Source organism: Streptomyces sp. ITFR-21, from assembly GCF_031844685.1.
In the GTDB taxonomy this organism is placed as follows: domain Bacteria; phylum Actinomycetota; class Actinomycetes; order Streptomycetales; family Streptomycetaceae; genus Actinacidiphila.
In genome coordinates, this window is the sequence record NZ_CP134605.1 from 1,379,711 (window position 1) to 1,397,626 (window position 17,916).

Genomic DNA, 17,916 nt, shown 5'->3' on the forward strand with positions numbered 1-17,916 from the left:
GGGGGCACGCAGGTTGCCACGCGCCAGACACCGCAGAAGGACATCGCTGATCACGTACGGAGCCGCCGCGGCGGTGCTGGCCACCGTGGCCGCGTACGGCACGATCGCGATCGCGTCGCCGTCGGGGGGAACCGGCGCACAGGCCACCGACACCCACGCGCTGCAGAACGACTTCGCCGACGCCGCACGGGAGTTCGGCGTCCCGCAGAACGTGCTGATGGCGGTCTCGTACCGGCAGACCCTGTGGAACGCCCACGGCGGGAAGCCGAGCACCACCGGGAACTACAACGTGATGGGCCTCACCCAGGTCGATCCCGGTGACGTGGCCGGGCAGAGCGGCGCCGAGGTCACCGACGAGCTGAACCAGAGCGGCGACCCGGCCAGGACGAGGAGGTTCCACCCCGACGCGGCCCTGCTGAAGAACGTCGGCGCGGTCGACACCTCCGACCCGCGGCTGCACACCCTGGACTCGGCGGCGAAGCTGATCGGCCAGTCCGCGGGCAGGCTGCGCACCGACAGCAGGCAGAGCGTCAGGGGCGCGGCGGCGCTGCTCGCCCGGTACGAGAGGACCGCGGTGGGCTCGCTGCCCGCCGACGCCGGCCACTGGTACCCGGCGGTCGCCCGCTACAGCCAGTCGCCGGACCGACAGGGCGCCCAGCTCTTCGCCGACCGGGTCTTCGACACGGTCAGGAGCGGCCGGAGCGCGACCACCGAGGACGGCCAGCAGGTCTCCCTGCCCGCCTCGCCCGGCGTGGTCCCGGTCAAGCTCTCCAAGACCCCGCTGGCGGCGGCCGTCACCACCGCACCCGCGGTCAGGGCCGACGCCGTGCCCGCCGCGACCCCGACCCCGGAGTGCCCGGCGTCGCTGCACTGCACCTTCGAACCGGCCGCGTTCGCCCAGAACGGCTCGGACAAGGCCGACTACGGCAACTACGACGTGACCGACCGGCCCGCCGACGGCCAGAAGATCACCACGATCGTCATCCACGACACCGAGGGCAGCTACGCCGGGTCCATCGCCAGCTTCCAGGACCCGACCGCGTACTCCAGCACGCACTACATCATCCGCGCGTCCGACGGCCTGGTCACCCAGATGATCCCGACCAAGGACACCGCCTGGCACGCGGGCAACAAGTCGGTCAACATGCACTCGATCGGCGTGGAGCACGAGGGCTACGCGATCAAGTCCGGCAGCTGGTACTCCGAGCCGCAGTACGAGTCCTCCGCGCAGCTGGTGCGCTACCTGTCCGCGCTGTACGGGATCCCGCGCGACCGCGAGCACATCATCGGCCACGACGACGTGCCCGGTCCGCTGGACTCCTACGTCGGCGGCATGCACTGGGACCCGGGACCGTACTGGGACTGGAACCACTACATGTCGCTGCTGCTGGCGCCCGACGGCGCGGGCGGCGCCGGGGCGCCGCTGCGCACCGGCCAGGTGATCCGGGTGGTGCCGCCGTACACCACGGCCAACCAGCCGGCCATCACCTACGGCGGTGTGGCGCAGGCCGCGCACCCGGCGAACTTCGTCTACCTCTACTCCTCGCCGGCCACCTCCGCGGCGCCGCTCGGCGACCCGTACCTGCACGGCGGCACGGCCGGCACCACCGACGGCCCGGACTGGGGCGACAAGGCCGTCGCGGGCGGGACGTTCGTGGTCGCGCAGATGTCCGGCGACTGGACGGCGATCTGGTACGGCGGCCAGAAGGGCTGGTTCTACAACCCGGGCGGCCAGTACTCCTCGGTCGTCGGCACCGGTCCCAGCACCGTGGTCACGCCCGCCGCGGGCCGCACCACCGTCCCGGTCTACGGCCGCGCCTACCCGGAGTCCGCCGCGTACGCGGGCACCCAGGTGCCGGTGCAGACCGACAACGACAAGGCGCTGACCAAGTACGCGATCGCCGCCGGCCAGGCGTACGTGCCCGCCGGGCCGGCGGTCAGCGGCGACTACTTCCTGGCGCAGAACTTCGACAACAGCGCGCCCGGCGACCACACCCTGGTCACCGGCACCACGCAGTTCTACCCGATCCGCTTCAACCACCGGCTCGCGTACGTCAAGGCCGCCGATGTCGCGCAGCTCGACTCGACGGCGCCGCTGGCCCCCGCCTCCCGCTACGACGTGCTGGCCCGGGACTCCGCGGGCACGCTGTGGCAGTACCAGGGCTCCAGCAACCCGAGCAAGCCGTTCCAGACCCGCTACAAGGTGGGCAGCGGCTGGACCGTGTACAACGCGGCGACCGCGCTGTCGCCGCTGCGCGCGGACGGCACCGGCGACGTGGTGGCGCGGGACTCCGCCGGCACGCTCTGGTACTACAAGGGCACCGGCGACATCAACGCCCCACTCGCGTCCCGGGTCAAGATCAGCACCGGCTGGAGCGCGTACTCGCAGATCACCGGCGTCGGCGACATCACCGGCGACGGCAGGCCGGACCTGATCGCCCGCGACAGCAAGGGCAACCTGTGGCTGTTCAAGGGCACCGGCACCAGCACCGTGCTGGCGGCCCGGACATCCATCGGCAGCGGCTGGAACTCCTACAACCTGATCTCCGGTCTGGCCGACGTCACCGGCGACGGCAAGGCGGACCTGATCGCCCGCGACACCGGCGGCGTCCTGTGGCTGTTCAAGGGCACCGGCAGCGCCACCGCCCCGTTCTCGGCGCGGGCCAAGCTCGGCGGCGGCAGCGCGTACAACGCCGTCCTGGGCACCGGTGACCTCAACACCGACGCCAAGGCGGACATGCTGACCCGGGACACCGACGGCAAGCTGTGGCTCTTCAAGGGAACGGGCAACGCCGCCTCGCCCTTCGCCGCCAAGGTCCAGGTCGGTACCGGCTGGGGCATGTACGGGATGCTCGTCTGACGCGTCATACGGTAGGGTCGGGCACATGATCGCGCCGATGGACCAGACGCTCAACCAGAGCTGGTGGTGGACCGCTTCCCGGGCGGCCCACTGAACATCGCGCGAACCGATCACTCCGCGAAGGCCGCCCCCCTGGGGCGGCCTTCGGCGTTTCCCGGCCCGGCCGCCCCAGGGAACCCCCTGGAAGGAACCCACCGTGCCCACCGCCACCCCCGCCCAGCTGACGGCCCGCCTGCTGGCCCCCGGCTGCCCGCCGTTCGCCCTGCTGCGCCGCGCGACCCCCGGCCGCCCGGACGACACCGTCGAGGTGCTGCTCGGCCCGGTCGAGGAGGCCGCCCGTCTCGGCGACATCCCGCTGCCCGCCGGCCCGCCCGGCGCCCCGGTGACCGACGCGCTCGCCCTGGTCCCGTTCCGGCAGATCCGCGAACGCGGCTTCGACGTCCGCGACGACGGCACCCCGCTGCTGGTCCTGCGGCCCGAGGAGAGCTACGAACTCCCGCTCGCCGCACTGCTCCCGGCGCTGCCCGACCGGCGGGTGCGGGTCGAGGACGGCGCCTTCGACGTGGACGACGACGCCTACGCGGACATCGTGGCGCGGGTCGTGGCGGACGAGATCGGCAGCGGCGAGGGCGCGAACTTCGTGATCCGCCGCACCTTCCGCGGCTCGGTCCCGGACTTCGGGCCGGACGCGGCGCTGGCCCTGTTCGGCCGGCTGCTGCGCGGCGAGCGCGGCGCGTACTGGACGTACGTCGTGCACACCCCGCAGCGCACCCTGGTCGGCGCCAGCCCCGAGGCGCACGTGCGCGTGTCGGGCGGGACGGTGGTGATGAACCCGATCAGCGGCACCTACCGCCACCCCGAGCAGGGGCCGTCCGCCGAGTCGCTGCTGGAGTTCCTGCGCGACCCGAAGGAGGCGGAGGAGCTGACGATGGTGGTGGACGAGGAGCTGAAGATGATGGCCGGCGTGTGCGACCTGGGCGGAGTGGTGGTCGGGCCGCGGCTGAAGGAGATGGCCCACCTCGCGCACACCGAGTACGAGCTGCGCGGCCGGTCCACCAGGGACGTCCGCGAGGTGCTGCGGGAGACGATGTTCGCCGCGACCGTCACCGGCTCGCCGGTGCAGAACGCCTGCCGGGTCATCGGGCGCCACGAGGCCGGGGGCCGCGGCTACTACGCGGGCGCGCTGGCGCTGATCGGCCGGGACGCGGGCGGCGCGCAGACCCTGGACTCGCCGATCCTGATCCGTACCGCGGACATCTCGCCCGCCGGCGACCTCGCGGTGGCCGTCGGCGCGACCCTGGTGCGCCGCTCCGACCCCCGCTCCGAGGTCGCCGAGACGCACGCCAAGGCGGCCGGGGTACTGACCGCCCTCGGAGTCAGGCGGGCGCCGGCGCCCGCCGGGAGCGCGCCCCGGCCCCGGCTGGCCGACGACATCCGGGTCCGGGCCGCCCTGGACGCCCGCCGGGCCGGCCTGGCGCCCTTCTGGCTGCGGATGCAGACCCGGCCGCCCGAGGGGCCGCTGTCCGGGCACGCCCTGGTGGTGGACGGCGAGGACACCTTCACCGCGATGCTGGCGCACGTGCTGCGCTCCAGCGGGCTCACGGTGACGGTACGCCGCTTCGACGAGCCCGGCCTGCGCGCGGCGGCGCTGGCGCACCCCGGCCCGGTGGTGCTCGGTCCCGGGCCGGGCGACCCCGCGGACGCCGCCGACCCCAGGATGCGCTTCCTGCGGGCCCTGGCCGGCGACCTGGTGGCCGGCCACCGGCACGGACTGCTCGGCGTCTGCCTCGGCCACGAGCTGCTGGCCGCCGAACTCGGCCTCGACCTGGTCCGCAAGGACGAGCCCTTCCAGGGCGCCCAGCAGTCCATCGACTTCTTCGGCCGCCCCGAGACGGTCGGCTTCTACAACTCCTTCACCGCCCGCTGCGACGACGCGGCCGCGGAGGAGCTCGCCATGCACCGCGTCGCGCTGAGCCGGGACCCGCGCACCGGGGACGTCCACGCGCTGCGCGGGCCGGGCTTCGCGGGCGTGCAGTTCCACCCGGAGTCGGTGCTGACCCTGAACGGCACGGCCCTGGCGGCGGAACTGCTCGCGGGGGTGCTCAGCCCGACGGGGTGAGCGCCTGCGACGCCAGGGCCTGCGGGGTGAGCGCCTGCGGGGTGAGCGCCTGCGACGCGCGGGACGGTGCCGCCAGGGCCTGCGGGGCCAGCGCGCCGGCCAGTACCGGGCCGACCAGCCCCAGCACCGCGGTGATCATCGCGTACTCGTCGGCGGTGCCGTCGACCACCAGGTCGGCCAGCGAGCGGGAGGGAGCGACATGGGCGGCGTGCCGCTCCCGCCCGCTGAGCAGGTAGTTGCGCAGCGACAGGGCCGGGTCCTGCCGCTGCACCTCGATCTTCCGCAGGATCTTGCGGGCCAGCCGGATGTCGTCCGGGGTGTCCACGTAGACCCGCCAGGTCGCGCGGTCGGTGACCGCGGGCAGGGTCAGCGCGAACAGGCCCTCGACGACGACCAGCCGGAACGCGCCGTTCGCCGCCGCGTCGACCGCGGTCGCCACCGCGCCCTCGTCGATGGAGCCGGGATGGTTCCAGTCCAGCGTCTCGGCACCGGTCGCGCTCAGCGTCCGCACCCCGCGCACCGGATCGTGCGCGGGGACGTAGAAGTCGTCCAGGTGGATCAGTCCGACGCTCTCGGGGTGGTGCAGCGCCAACGCCTCGGCAAGGGTGGACTTGCCGGATGCGGTGCCGCCTGCGACCGCCAGTACGGGCGCGCCGCGCCCGCTCGCCACACCCGTCATACCGGGCGCTCCTTCAACTTACTCAAAAGGGGTAAACGAAGCGGCCGGACCGGTCGTGGTGCGGAAGGAGCGCCGTCCGCCCGGAGGGCGGGACCCGCGGCGTCCGGGGGTCCCCCCGGATCACGGAGCGGTGGGGGCACCCCCAGCGGTAGCGGGGGGAGGTCGCCCTCGTAGCGGGCTGCTCGGACGACCCCGACAACGCAGCGAGCGCGTGCCAGGCGTCGCGGGGCTGGCGGGACTTCCCTACCACGGCCTGGCCGGGTGCAGGGAGAATAGGGCTCGGAGATCGTCCGCTGCAAGGCATCTCGGTCAAGGCACCGTCAAGGGAACAGCCGGCGGCCCGCGGGACAACGGCGGGGGCCGGCCGGCGGGGGCGCCTGGCCGCCTTCGCCGCAGGTGGGCGGGGACGGACAGGCGGCTTCCGCTCCGCCGACGGTGACGCGGGTCACATATCGCCCTCGGGGCCGGACGCCGTACCGCCGTCGAGCCCGCGTTCGATCGCGTAGCGGACCAGTTCCACACGGTTGTGCAGCTGGAGCTTGCCGAGGGTGTTCTGCACGTGGTTCTGCACGGTCCGGTGCGAGATGACCAGCCGCTGGGCGATCTGCTTGTAGCTCAGGCCCTTGGCGACCAGCCGCAGCACCTCGGTCTCCCGCTCGGTCAGCCGGGGCGCGGCGGGCCCGTCGGCCGCGGCGAGCGGCGGCGCCGCGGCCAGCCTGCGGTACTCGCCGAGTACGAGTCCGGCCAGCCCGGGGGTGAACACCGGGTCGCCGACGGCCGTCCTGCGGACCGCCTCCACCAGTTCCTCGCGTCCCGCCGACTTGAGCAGGTAGCCGGTCGCGCCGGACTTCACCGCCTCCAGGACGTCGGCGTGCTCGCCGCTGGCGGACAGCACCAGCACCCGGACGGCGGCGTCGTGGGCCACCACCTCCTTGCAGACCCGCACCCCGGAGGCGCCGGGCAGGTTGAGGTCGAGGACCAGCACCTGGGGGCGGGCGGCGCGGGCCCGGCGGATCGCCTCGGGCCCGTCGCCCGCGGTGGCCACCACCCGCAGTCCGGCCTCGGTGAGGTCGCGGGCGACCGCGTCACGCCACATCGGATGGTCGTCCACGACCATCACCGTCACCGGCTGGTCGTCGCCTGCCTCCCCGGCGGTGCCGACCGTCATCGCGTACTGCCCCCTCTCACATCGCTGAACACTTCGCCGAGCCCTTCGCCCCGGCCGCCGGCCGGCCCCTCGACACGAGCGCCGGACGGTTCACCGGCAAGCCCACCGGTCCGCACGCCGTCACGCTCGCCGGCAGGCACCCCGGTCCGGGCGCCGGTCGGCTCACCGGCGGAAGCACCCGCCCGCACCCCGGCTTTCGCGCCAGCCGAAGCGCCGGTTCCCGGGCCCGTACGCTTCCGGCCGGACTCCGCGGGCCGGCGGGGCAGCCGGAGTTCCACCTCGGTGCCCTGGCCGGGTACGGAGAGCAGGTCTGCGGTGCCGCCGAGGTCGCGCAGCCGGCCGCGGATGGACTGGGCGACGCCGAGCCGCCCCTCGCGCTCGGCGGCGGCGAGCCGGCCGTCGGGGACGCCGGGGCCGTCGTCCCGCACGGTGACGAGCACCGCGTCCGGTTCGTCCTCGACCAGGATCCACGCGCGGGCCCCCTCGCCGGCGTGCCGGGCCACGTTGTCGAGCGCGGCGGCGGCAGCGGCGGCCAGTTCGGCGGCGGCGGCCGGGTCGAGCAGGACGGGGGTGCCGGGCGCGGACAGCGTCACCCGGTCCGAGGCGTACGGGGCGAGCAGCGCCCGCAGGTCCCGCGGCGCCGCGGCCCGCGCCGGGTCGCCGTCCGCCGTGCCGGGCGGGTGGGCCGGCTGGGCGCTGATCAGGGCGCGCAGCGCGGCCTGCTGCTCGCCGGCCAGCCGGCCGAGTTCGGCGGCCTCTCCGCCGGCCCGGTCACCGCGGTGCTGGACCATGGCGAGTACCTGGAGCACGCCGTCGTGGATGTCGCGGGCCAGCCGTTCGCGTTCCCGGGTGGCGGCCTCGATCTGCAGCGCGCGGGCCAGGGTCCGCTCGCTGGCCCTGGCGACCTCGACCACGTAGCCGATGGCGATGCTCGCGATCCACACCAGCACCAGGTTGTGCAGGGTGTCGCGGCTGGGGGCGCCGCGTTCGGCCAGGTCGGCGGCGGCGACCAGGGAGGAGGCCAGGGCGGCCCATCGCCAGCCGCCCTTGATCGCGAAGGCCAGCACCGAGCCCGCGGTCCATATCGACGGCAGGGTGAAGGCGCCGGACTGGATCCGGGCGGGGTGGTCCACCAGTCCGGTGAGCAGGATGCCGGTGAGCGCGATGGCGAGGTCGACGGCGAGGAAGCCCGGGGTGCAGCGCTCGGCGTTCCTGACCCGGCCGAGGGTGGCCAGCGTCCAGCCGGTGAGCACCGCCATGTAGACGCCGCCGGGCAGCGGATGGCGCAGCCCGGCGTAGGCGTGGACGTACAGCGCGACGGCGTACCCGCAGGTCAGCACCCGGTATCCGGTCAGGGCGCGCCACAGCGGCTGTTCCACGGACATGCTCGTGGCCATGGCGGCCCCTCCCCCGTGTGCTGGCCGTCAGGTGCCCGACGGCTCCTGTGTCCTGGCGGCGCCGTCCGCCGTCCCGACCGCCGCCGCCTCCGTAACCGCGGCTTCGGCCGCCGCCTTCGCGGCTTCGGCGATCTGGCGTTTGGCGGCGGTGGCGTAGATGTCGACGTATTCCTGCCCGGAGAGCTTCATGATCTCGTACATCACCTCGTCGGTGACGGAGCGGAGGATGAATCGGTCGTTCTCCATGCCGCGGTAGCGGCTGAAGTCCAGCGGTTTGCCGATCCGGATGCCGGGCCGGATGGACAGCTTGGGCATCACCTGGCCGACCGGCTGCACCTTCTCGGTGTCGATCATCGCGACCGGGATCACCGGGGCGCCGCTGGCCAGCGCGACCCGGGCCAGCCCGCCGGGCTTGCCGCGGTAGAGGCGGCCGTCGGGCGAGCGGGTGCCCTCGGGGTAGATGCCGAACAGCTCGCCGCGGGCCAGTACCGCCACCCCGCTGTTGATGGCGGCCTCGCCGGCGCCGCGGGCGCCCGAGCGGTCCACCGGCAGCTGGCCGACGCCCTTGAAGAAGGCGGCGGTCAGCTTGCCCTTCAGTCCCGGCGAGGTGAAGTACTCCGCCTTGGCGATGAAGGTGACCGGGCGGTCCAGCATCGAGGGCAGGAAGAAGGAGTCGGAGAAGGACAGGTGATTGCTCGCCAGGATGGCCGGGCCCTCGCTGGGGATGTTCTCCATGCCCTCCACCCAGGGCCGGAAGACGGCCTTGATGGGTTTGCCGAGAACGATCTTCATCACGCCGTAGAACAACCGATCCTCCTGTGATCCGACGCACTGACCTTAGCGCCACCGGCGCGCGGCCGGACCGCATCCCCGCGCGTCCGCCGGGCGCGGCCCACGGGTGGCCGCGCGGCCCGGCAGATCCGATGGGGCTTACCGCTGGGTATCGGGGCCGCGTACGCTTGACCCCCGACCTTGCGTATACCCGCGTACGCGCGTGCGAACAGGAGACCAACGGTGCCGCTCATGTCCGGAGCCGAACCGTACCGTCATGAAGGCGGCGAGACCGGCGTCCTGCTCTGCCACGGTTTCACCGGCTCTCCGCAGTCCCTGCGGCCGTGGGGCGAGTACCTGGCCGCCCGCGGGCTCTCCGTCTCGGCGCCGCTGCTCCCCGGGCACGGCACCCGCTGGCAGGACATGCAGCTCACCGGCTGGCAGGACTGGTACGCCGAGGTGGACCGGGAGCTGCTGTCACTGGCCGGGCGCTGCTCGCGGGTCTTCGTCGGCGGCCTGTCGATGGGCGGGGCGCTGGCGCTGCGGCTGGCCCAGAAGCACGGCACGGCGATCAGCGGGCTGGCGCTGGTCAATCCGTCGGTCAAGGCGGACAGTGTGCAGCTGAAGGCGGTGCCGGTGCTCCGGCACTTCGTGCCGTCGGTGGCGGGCATCGCCAGCGACATCGCGCTCGGCGACGGCGGCGGCGAGCTGGGCTACGACCGTACGCCGCTGCACGCGGTGCACTCGCTGAGCAGGTTCTGGGGAATCGTACGGGCCGGGCTGCCGCAGGTGACCCAGCCATTGCTGCTTCTGCACAGCCGGGTGGACCATGTGGTGCACCCGTCCAACTCGGCGGTGGTGCTCGGCAGGGTGTCGTCGACGGACGTCACCGAGCGGGTACTGGAGCGCAGTTACCACGTGGCGACGCTCGACCACGACGCCGAGCGGATCTTCGCGGAGTCGTACGACTTCGTGACGCGGCTGTCCGCTCCGGCGGGTGGCACGGCCAAGGAGAGGGCGGCCGGTGGCTGACCGCGAGGACGAGGGGACGGCTCCGCAGGAGGAGCCGGCCCGCCCGCCGCTGGACGAGGAGGCGGCGTGGGCGGCACTGGTCGCCGGCTACGACGCGGAGCCGGTGCCCGGTACCGTGCCGTCCTGGCCCGAGGCGGAGAACGTCCGGGAGAACCCGGGGCCCGAGCCACCGATGAACAAGGTGCTGCCGCCGCCCGACCGCAGCATCGTCATCCACCCGGTCATCTCCGGGCCCCGGCACTACGAGCTGGTCGACGACGAGGACGACGAGGACGCGCACTTCGTGCCGCCGGAGCCGCCGCCGCTGCCCGAGGCGGACGTCACCACCAAGTTCGCCTGGATCGCGGTCATCGGCGGCCCGCTGCTGCTGCTCGCCTTCATCCTCTTCCAGCTCGACCTGACCTGGTGGGCCGTGCTCATCGGCCTCGGCGGCTTCATCGGCGGTTTCGCGACCCTGGTCACGCGGATGCGCACCGGCGAGGACGACGAGGACCTGCCGGGCGGCGGCGCGGTGGTCTGACCCCCGTCGCCCCGGCTTCCCGGCTCTCGGCCGCCGCCCCCGTGCCGCCCGGCGCGGGGGCGGCGGCCGTCCGCGGACCAGCGGGCCGGGAGGGTCGGGCCGGGACGGTCAGGTCCAGCCGGTCGGTCAGGCCGGGGGGTCGGCCGGGGGGGTCGGCCGGGGGGGTCGGCCGGGGGCGGACCGGCCGGTGGGCGGCCGGCCGGTGGGCGGCCGGCCGGTCGGGGCGGCGCGCCCTCAGGTCCGCCGGGCCGGGCACCGGGGTCGGGACGCGGGGATCAGGACACCGGGATCAGGACACCGGGATGCGCAGCGCCGCCAGTACGGGGAGGTGGTCGCTGGCGGCCAGCAGGTCGTGGCGGGTGATGCCGGGAAGCGCGTGCGGGACGCCGCAGCCGAGGATGTCGACGCCGTGGGAGGCGAACAGCGCGTCGATGCGCTGGTAGGGCCGCTCCGCGGAGGAGGTGAACTCACCGCCCCACGGCTTCGCCGCCCACGCGTCGTTGAGCCGGCCGGCGATCCGGCCGAAGGCCGGGCCGTCGGGGCGCTCGTTGAGGTCGCCGCCGGCGATCGCGTACGGCTCGCCGAGGCCGCTGATCCGGTCGGTCAGCAGGCCGGACTGCTCGTAGCGCTCGGCCGCGTTGAGGCTCAGGTGCGCGCTGAGCACGGACAGCCGGGCCCCGCCGATCCGCAGCACCGCGGTGGCGAACCCGCGCTGGTGCAGCCCCGGGGTGTGCGGCAGCAGGACGTCCTCGGTGCGCTCCACGTGCGCCCGCAGCGACGACAGGATCATCGGACCGGCCGCGGTCGCCCCGCCGGTCACGTACACCAGGTCGGTGGCGCCGGCGAGCCGGGCCGCGGCCTTGCGCCAGCGGAAGAACCGCGGCGCCTCCTGGACGAGGACGAGATCGGGGGCGCAGGCGCGGATCACCCGGGCCAGCGCCACCGTATCGTCCCGCATGGAGCGGATGTTGTAACTGAGCACGCGGACCACCGCCGAGCCGTCCTGCTCGGTCACCGAACTCGGCAGATCCTCCACGGTCACCCCGTCCGCTCCATCCGTCCCTCAGCCCTGGCGAGCCAGGTCAGCCGCTCCGACCAGCCCCGCCTTGCCGCCGAGTCGCGCGGCCAGCACCTGGGCGTGCGGACGCCATTCCCCGCCGATCAGCCAGCGCCGGAACGACTTGCGGATCGGGTCGAGGACCAGTTCGCCCTCGTCCGACACCCCGCCGCCGACGATGAACGCCGAGGGGTCGAACAGGGAGGCCAGGTCGGCCAGTCCGGCACCGGCCCAGCGGGCCAGTTCGCGGAAGGAGTCGACGGCCACCGGGTCGCCCTGCCGGGCGGCGGCGCTGACGTGCCGGCCTTCGATGCCTTCCGGGGTGCCGTCGCCGAGCGCCAGCAGCACCTGCGCGTTCTCCGGGGTGGCGTTGGCCCGTTGCTGCGCGTAGCGGACCAGCGCGCGCCCGGAGGCGTACTGCTCCCAGCAGCCCTGGCTGCCGCAGCCGCACAGCAGCCCGTCCGGGACCACCCGGATGTGTCCGAACTCCGCGGCGACGCCGAACCGGCCGCGCCGCAGTTTGTTGCCGATGATGATGCCGCCGCCCAGACCCGTCCCGAGAGTGATGCAGATCACATCGGAATGGCCCTGTCCGGCGCCGAACCGATACTCGCCCCAGGCCGCCGCGTTGGCGTCGTTCTCCACGACGACGGGGAGCTCGACGCGCTGTTCGACCTTGTCCTTGAGTGCCTCATGCCGCCAGTTGATGTTGGGGGCGAAGAGGACGGTGGCGCGCTTGTCGTCGACGTAACCGGCGGCGCCGATGCCGACGGCCTCGATCTGGTGACCGGTGCTGACCTGGCGTACCGCCTCCACGATCGCGTCGACGACGCCCTCGGGAGTCGACGGAGTAGGCACCTTGACCGTCTCGAGAATCGAGCCTTCCTCGTCGACCACTCCGGCCGCGATTTTGGTGCCGCCGATGTCGACGCCGATGGTGAGTCCCATGTGTCCCTCAGTTTTCGGTCGATCCCCGCTAAGAGAACCGTACCGGAGAGGGGGTCAATCGAGGTCTATGTGTTCAGCGGTTGAACGCTTGCCCTCGTCGCCCGCGGTCCAGCGGGACTCCGCGCGGGTCACTGCCGACCGGTATGCGGCCAGCAGTTCGCTTCCGGCGGCGCTCAGATGATCGAAGACGTCGGGGTTGCGCTCGACGATGGGTTCGACAACAGAACGCACCTGGGAGATGACGCCCTGGGCGGCGAGCTGTACGGCAGGGTTGCGGAGGGTGGCCAGCCGGTCCGTGACGGCCTCACTGACCGCCTCGGCGAGCCGGCGCAGCTCGTCCCCGGCACTGCCCGGTTCCTGGCCCGCTCGGGCCCGCCGGCGGGCGTGCTCTGCGGCGATGTCCTCCGCGCTGGCCTTGGCCCACGCGTCGGCGTCGGGACGGTCCGTGGCTTCGCTCATGATCGGCTCTCCAAGGCTCCAAGGGGTGCGGTCCGGGCTGCCGCGGCTCGCGCCGCCGCTGTGTGTCGATCCCTCTTCGACGGTACCCGAACCGCCCGCGGCAGCGGCGGTCAGCGCGGCCAGAGGTCCGGATCGGGCGTGAAGCGGACCCGCAGCTCACCCTCGCGCAGCGCCGCGCCCGCCACCGCGCAGCGGCGCAGCGCCGACGGCAGCGGCACGATCCGCCGGAACCCGCCGGCGTCCACGACCAGTTCGTCGCCGCGGCGTACCAGATCCAGGCCGTCGCGATCGGCGCCGGGCACCGGCAGGGACCAGACGAACTGCCCCTCGTCGGCCAGCCGCTCGTCGACGGTCCAGGGCTCGGCCCGCGGCCTGCCGCCCGCGGGCACGGGCACGGCGACCTCCGCCGGGTCCCGCGGCTCGCGGCCCAGGTGCGGCAGCCCGGTCAGCGGTACGCCGTCGGCGGCGCACTGCTCGGCGAGCGCCCTGAGGTGGTCCTGCTGCCAGGCCGACAGCCCGGCGAGGAACGGGTCGGCGCCACCGGCCGGCAGCAGCCGGTTGGCGGTGACGGCGGCGAGCCGGTGGCCGTACAGGGCCAGGCCGGTCCTGGCGGTGCGCAGCGCCCGCCCGGCGGCCGGGCCGGGTTCGAGCACGACGGCCACCGCGGTGTCCGGGTGGTCGATCACCGCCTGTACGGTGCCCAGTTCGCGGTCGGCGCGGGAAGCGGCCTCGTACGCCCACTCGGCGGGCATCGGCACCCCGGCGAGCTGGGCCAGCACCGGCCGCAGCGCGCGGGCCGCCTGCCGGTCGCCGGGGAGCAACCGCCGCAGGTAGCGGCGCAGTTGCTCGGGCAGGGCGAGCAGCGCGACGGCCTCGCGGACCGGCGGCAGGTCGACCACCACCAGCTGCCACGGCGACTCCCGGCCGGTCACCCCGGTGCGCCGCAGCGCCCGCAGCAGGGCGAGCGCGTCGGCGCCCGGCAGCGCGGTCAGTTCCTCGGGGTCCAGCGGCGCCGCCCCGAGCATGCCGAGCAGGCTGCCGATCCGGTCCTGGAGGTCGAGCATGCCGTTGCGGAAGGAGGCGGCGGGGTCGACCACGGCCAGGTGCAGCCCGTCGGCACCGGGCACCGGGCGGGCGCCGGCGACACCGGCCGGGTCGCGGCGCGGGCGGCCGGAGCCCTTCGCGCCGGGGCCCGGGTCGCCGGCCCCCGGCAGCAGGGCTTCGACGGCGGCCGGGTCGGCGGTCACCAGCAGCGTACGGCCGCCCGAGCGCGCGGCCACGGCGGCGGTCGCCGCCGCGACGGTGGTGCGGCCGGCGCCGGGGGCGCCGGTGACCAGAAGTGTGCGTACCGAGGCCACCCGTCAGGCCGGCTCGCCGGTCTTGCCGGCCGGGTCGCCGGCTTCCCCGGCGGTGTCGGCGGACCGGGCGGACTCCCCGGCCCCGGCGTAGGCGTCCGGGCCGGACTCGACCCGCTTCTTCAGGCCGGCCAGCGCCCGGTCGATGATGACCTTCTCCGCCTTGCGCTTGATCATGCCCAGCATCGGGATCTTGACGTCCACGGTGAGCTGGTAGGTGACCTCGGTGCGGGCGCCGCCGTCGAGCGGGGCGAGCGCGTAGGAGCCGTCGAGGGCGCGCAGCATCTGGGACCTGACCAGCGACCAGTGGACCTCGCTGTCGCCGATCCAGCGGTAGGCGAGGGTGTGGTCGTCCTTGATCGCGCCGGCGTCGAGCAGCAGGCGCACCTGCTCGGCGCGGCCGGCGCCGTCGCGGGCGAGCACCTCCGCCTCCTTGACCTCGCCGGTCCATTCCGGGTAGCGGTCGAAGTCGGCGATGACGCCCATGACGGCGTCCGGCGCCGCTTCGATCGTGATGCTCGATCTGGTGTGTTCCGCCATCGCCGTGGCCCTCCGATGTGGTGCTGCTGGCTGCTGGTGCAGGCTATCGCGCCCGGGGGCCGCGCCCGGCACCGCGCGGGCCGCCGGGTCAGCGGCGGACCCGGGTCACCAGTCCATCACCCAGGGCGTGCGGGTGTGGTTGAAGTGGCCGACGTTGACGCACTCGGTGCGGCCTATCCGGGTCCTGCGCAGCAGCGGCTGGTGGACGTGGCCGAACACCGCGTACCGGGGCTGGGTCTCGCGGATCGCGTCCAGCAGCGCCTGGCTGCCGCGCTCGAACCGGCGGGCGACCGTGTCGTAGCACAGTTCGGGGACGGCGGGCGGGATGTGCGAGCAGAGCACGTCGACCGGGCCGAGGGCGGCGACCTTGGCCGCGTAGTCGGCCTCCTCGACCTCGTACGGGGTGCGCATCGGGGTGCGCAGACCGCCGCCGACGAAGCCGAAGACGCGGTCGCCGATGCGCGCGGTGGCGCCGTCGAGGACGGTGACGCCGGGCCGCGCGAACTGCTCCCACAGCGCGGGCACGTCGACGTTGCCGTAGGTGGCGTAGGTGGGGGTGGGGAAGGCGGCGAACAGCTCGCCGTACTGCCTGCGGACCGCGCCCTCGATGACCGCGCCGCGGTCGAGTCCGGCCCACAGCGACCGGTCCAGGGCGCGGGCCTCGTCGAAGCGGCGGGCGGTGCGCAGTTCCACCATCCGGTCGGCGTTGTCGACGCCGAACAGGTCGGGGAAGATGCCGCGCGAGTGGTCCGCGTAGTCCAGGAAGAGCAGCAGGTCGCCAAGGCAGACCAGGGCGTCGGCGCCTTCTCCGGCCCGAGCCAGCGCCTCGCTCGCGCCGTGGACGTCGCTCACCACATGCACCCGCATGGGATCACTTTATAGCGGTCGCCCCGCGCGGCGGCGGGTACGGCGGGCGGCCCGCCCGCGCACGGCCCCCGGGTCCGCGCCTCGTCCGCGCTGCGTACGCTCCGCCCCGGCGGTTCCGGTGCTTCCGTCCGCCGTGTGATGCTGAAAACATCTGTTGTGGGCCCCTATCGCCGGGGCCTTACCGATGGGTAACGTCCAGGCCGTCCCTACCTTCCCTCCGGGTGCGCCGTGGCACCGATGAGGAGCAGCCGCCTTGCGTGAGTTCAGCCTTCCGGCACTTTACGAGGTCCCCGCGGACGGCAACCTGACGGATCTGATCCGCCGCAACGCCGCGCAGTTCCCGGACATCCCGGTCATCGCACGCCAGGACGCCGCGGGCCGCTGGCAGGACGTGACCGCCACCCGCTTCCTCGCCGAGGTGCGGTCCGCCGCCCGGGGCCTGATCGCCTCGGGCGTGCAGCCGGGCGACCGGGTGGCCCTGATGTCCAGGACCCGTTACGAGTGGACGCTGCTGGACTTCGCGGTGTGGAGCGCGGGCGCGGTCGGCGTGCCGGTGTACGAAACCTCCTCGGCGTCCCAGGTGGAGTGGATCCTCGGTGACTCGGGCGCGGTCGCGGTGGTGGTGGAGTCCGCCGCGCACGAGGACACGGTGGAGTCGGTACGGGTCCGGCTGCCGCGGCTCAAGCACGTGTGGCGGATCGAAGCCGGCGCGGTGGACGCGCTGCGGGCGGCGGGCACGGACATCTCCGACGCGGTACTGGACGAGCGGTCCGGCTTCGCCGCCGCCGACTCACCGGCCACCATCGTCTACACCTCGGGCACCACCGGCCGGCCCAAGGGCTGCGTGCTCACCCACCGCAGCTTCTTCGCGGAGTGCGGCAACGTGGTGGAGCGGCTGCGCCCGCTGTTCGGCGCCCGCGACAACTCGGTGCTGCTCTTCCTGCCGCTGGCCCATGTCTTCGGCCGGCTGGTGGAGGTGGCCTCGGTGATGGCGCCGATCCGGCTGGGCCACGTGTCCGACGTCAGGAACCTGACGGACGACCTCCAGTCGTTCCGGCCGACGATGGTCCTCGGGGTGCCGCGGGTCTTCGAGAAGGTCTACAACACGGCGCGGGCCACCGCCCAGGCCGCCGGCAAGGGCCGGATCTTCGACCGGGCGGCGAGCGCGGCCATCGCGTACAGCAGGGCGCTGGACGCTCCGCGGGGTCCTTCGGCGCGGCTGCGGCTGGAGCACCGGGTGTTCGACCGGCTGGTCTACCGGAGGCTCCGCGCGGTGCTCGGCGGCCGGGCCACCCACGCGATCTCCGGGGGCGCGCCGCTGGGTGAGCGGCTCGGCCACTTCTACCGGGGCGTCGGCTTCACGGTGCTGGAGGGCTACGGCCTGACCGAGTCGTGCGCGGCCACCGCGTTCAACCCGTGGGACCGTACGAAGATCGGTACGGTCGGGCAGCCGCTGCCCGGCTCGACGGTACGGATCGCCGACGACGGCGAGGTGCTGCTCTACGGGGAGCACCTGTTCTCCGGCTACTGGAACAACGACGCGGCGACGGCGGAGGCGAAGGCGCACGGATGGTTCCATACCGGGGATCTCGGGGCGCTGGACGAGGACGGGTATCTGACCATCACCGGCCGCAAGAAGGAGATCATCGTGACGGCCGGCGGCAAGAACATCGCGCCCGCGGTGATCGAGGACCGCATCCGCGCGGAGGCGCTGGTCGCCGAGTGCATGGTGGTCGGTGACGGGCGGCCGTTCGCGGGCGCGCTGATCACCCTCGACGAGGAGTTCCTGCCGCTGTGGGCCGAACGGCACGGCAAGGCCGGCCGGACCGTGGCGGAACTGGCCGACGACCCGGACCTGCTGGCGGCCGTCCAGCACGCGGTCGACGAGGGCAACGCGGTCGTCTCCCGGGCGGAGTCGGTGCGGAGGTTCCGCGTGCTGCGGACGCAGTTCACGGAGGAGTCGGGGCATGTGACGCCGTCGCTGAAGCTGAAGCGGGGCGTTGTCCTGCGGGACTTCGCCGCGGAGGTGGACGCGCTGTACGCGCGCTAGCAGTGCCCTCCCTTCCCCCCCGCCCGGCCCCTTGCGGACCGCTGCCAAACCTCCGGCCGGCAGGAGCTCCTCGCGCGGCTCCGCTCGGGCGCCC

General features: G+C 74.0%; 14 protein-coding genes and 1 pseudogene. 5 read left to right on the forward strand and 10 right to left on the reverse strand.

Features of this window, described 5'->3' with window-relative positions:
- The first annotated feature begins 13 nt into the window (after positions 1 to 13).
- Positions 14 to 2,860 carry an N-acetylmuramoyl-L-alanine amidase gene (locus RLT57_RS06135; RefSeq protein ID WP_311296342.1) on the forward strand — a complete coding sequence of 949 codons (2,847 nt, stop codon included), beginning with the start codon at positions 14 to 16 and terminating at the stop codon, positions 2,858 to 2,860.
- A gap of 196 nt (positions 2,861 to 3,056) precedes the next feature.
- Complete coding sequence (locus RLT57_RS06140; RefSeq protein WP_311296343.1) at positions 3,057 to 4,979, forward strand: anthranilate synthase family protein; 1,923 nt, start codon at positions 3,057 to 3,059, stop codon at positions 4,977 to 4,979.
- On the opposite strand, the gene RLT57_RS06145 is transcribed toward RLT57_RS06140, so the two are convergent.
- The 4 genes and pseudogenes from RLT57_RS06145 to RLT57_RS06160 form a co-directional block, all read right to left on the reverse strand.
- A complete protein-coding gene (locus tag RLT57_RS06145; protein ID WP_311296344.1) occupies positions 4,963 to 5,658 on the reverse strand; it encodes a uridine kinase family protein in 696 nt (231 codons plus the stop codon). The genes RLT57_RS06140 and RLT57_RS06145 overlap by 17 nt on opposite strands.
- Positions 5,659 to 6,103: 445 nt before the next feature.
- Complete coding sequence (locus RLT57_RS06150) at positions 6,104 to 6,826, reverse strand: response regulator transcription factor (protein WP_311296345.1); 723 nt, start codon at positions 6,824 to 6,826, stop codon at positions 6,104 to 6,106.
- A 251-nt stretch (positions 6,827 to 7,077) separates the two neighbouring features.
- Positions 7,078 to 8,223 (reverse strand): annotated as a pseudogene (gene macS, locus RLT57_RS06155) (MacS family sensor histidine kinase); the annotation flags it as partial.
- Positions 8,224 to 8,250: 27 nt separating this feature from the next.
- Positions 8,251 to 9,030, reverse strand: a complete 780-nt coding sequence (locus RLT57_RS06160) for a lysophospholipid acyltransferase family protein (RefSeq protein ID WP_311296346.1) — start codon at positions 9,028 to 9,030, stop codon at positions 8,251 to 8,253.
- A 207-nt stretch (positions 9,031 to 9,237) separates the two neighbouring features.
- Between RLT57_RS06160 and RLT57_RS06165 the strand changes: the two genes are divergently transcribed.
- A complete protein-coding gene (locus RLT57_RS06165; protein WP_311296347.1) occupies positions 9,238 to 10,026 on the forward strand; it encodes an alpha/beta hydrolase in 789 nt (262 codons plus the stop codon).
- Entirely contained in the window at positions 10,019 to 10,546 is a 528-nt protein-coding gene (locus RLT57_RS06170) for a hypothetical protein (protein WP_311296348.1), read from the forward strand. Before RLT57_RS06165 ends, RLT57_RS06170 begins: the two co-directional genes overlap by 8 nt.
- Before the next feature lie 289 nt (positions 10,547 to 10,835).
- Here RLT57_RS06170 and RLT57_RS06175 read toward each other — a convergent pair whose 3' ends face one another.
- The 6 genes from RLT57_RS06175 to RLT57_RS06200 all read right to left on the reverse strand — a co-directional run bounded on the left by RLT57_RS06175 (position 10,836) and on the right by RLT57_RS06200 (position 15,772).
- Positions 10,836 to 11,588: an endonuclease/exonuclease/phosphatase family protein gene (locus tag RLT57_RS06175; protein WP_311296349.1), complete on the reverse strand. Its 753-nt coding sequence runs from the start codon at positions 11,586 to 11,588 to the stop codon at positions 10,836 to 10,838.
- Positions 11,589 to 11,609: 21 nt separating this feature from the next.
- Positions 11,610 to 12,551 carry an ROK family glucokinase gene (locus tag RLT57_RS06180; RefSeq protein ID WP_311296350.1) on the reverse strand — a complete coding sequence of 314 codons (942 nt, stop codon included), beginning with the start codon at positions 12,549 to 12,551 and terminating at the stop codon, positions 11,610 to 11,612.
- Positions 12,552 to 12,605: 54 nt separating this feature from the next.
- Entirely contained in the window at positions 12,606 to 13,010 is a 405-nt protein-coding gene (locus RLT57_RS06185; RefSeq protein WP_311296351.1) for a DUF5304 family protein, read from the reverse strand.
- A gap of 110 nt (positions 13,011 to 13,120) precedes the next feature.
- Complete coding sequence (locus tag RLT57_RS06190) at positions 13,121 to 14,368, reverse strand: ArsA family ATPase (protein ID WP_311296352.1); 1,248 nt, start codon at positions 14,366 to 14,368, stop codon at positions 13,121 to 13,123.
- Between the two features lie 3 nt (positions 14,369 to 14,371).
- Positions 14,372 to 14,905 (reverse strand): SRPBCC family protein, encoded by a 534-nt coding sequence (locus RLT57_RS06195; protein ID WP_311296353.1) that lies wholly within the window; start codon positions 14,903 to 14,905, stop codon positions 14,372 to 14,374.
- 105 nt (positions 14,906 to 15,010) lie between these two features.
- On the reverse strand, positions 15,011 to 15,772 hold the full coding sequence (locus RLT57_RS06200) for a metallophosphoesterase family protein (protein ID WP_311296354.1): 762 nt from the start codon (positions 15,770 to 15,772) through the stop codon (positions 15,011 to 15,013).
- A 253-nt stretch (positions 15,773 to 16,025) separates the two neighbouring features.
- Between RLT57_RS06200 and RLT57_RS06205 the strand changes: the two genes are divergently transcribed.
- Entirely contained in the window at positions 16,026 to 17,822 is a 1,797-nt protein-coding gene (locus tag RLT57_RS06205; protein ID WP_311296355.1) for an AMP-dependent synthetase/ligase, read from the forward strand.
- The last annotated feature ends 94 nt before the right edge of the window (positions 17,823 to 17,916 follow it).